1 pseudogene is annotated in these 328 nt (G+C 69.2%); it reads left to right on the top strand.

Going from position 1 to position 328, the window contains the following annotated elements:
* Positions 1–280, top strand: a pseudogene (locus J0695_RS43260) (hypothetical protein); the annotation flags it as partial.
* Positions 281–328 lie beyond the last annotated feature (48 nt).

The following is a 328-nucleotide window of genomic DNA, read 5'->3' as shown; positions in this document are numbered from 1 at the left end:
CTTCCGGTCCACCACCGCCGGTCTCGCCGCGGTCGTCGCCGTTCCGCTCCTCGTCGTGCCCCTCGTGGGCAAGCTGACGGACGGGCCGTCGGTACGGACCGCGGCCGGGGCGCCCCTGCGGATGCGTGAGGTACTCCCGCTCCGGTCCTTCGGGGGCGAACGGTATCTGGAGGGGGCGCTACGGATGATCGCCCAACCGGTGGGTGGCGCGCTGGCGTTGTCCCTCGTGGTGCTGCTCTGCGCGTATCTGCTGACATCTTTGCGGAACAGGACCCTATGATGACCGACGGTGTCTCGATCGGTCCGTCCATGCCTGCAACTCCCCGGA

The sequence above is a fragment of the Streptomyces beijiangensis genome, assembly GCF_017315755.1.
GTDB classification, from domain to species: Bacteria; Actinomycetota; Actinomycetes; order Streptomycetales; family Streptomycetaceae; genus Streptomyces; species Streptomyces beijiangensis.
This window is presented reverse-complemented; position numbering and strand designations above follow the sequence as displayed.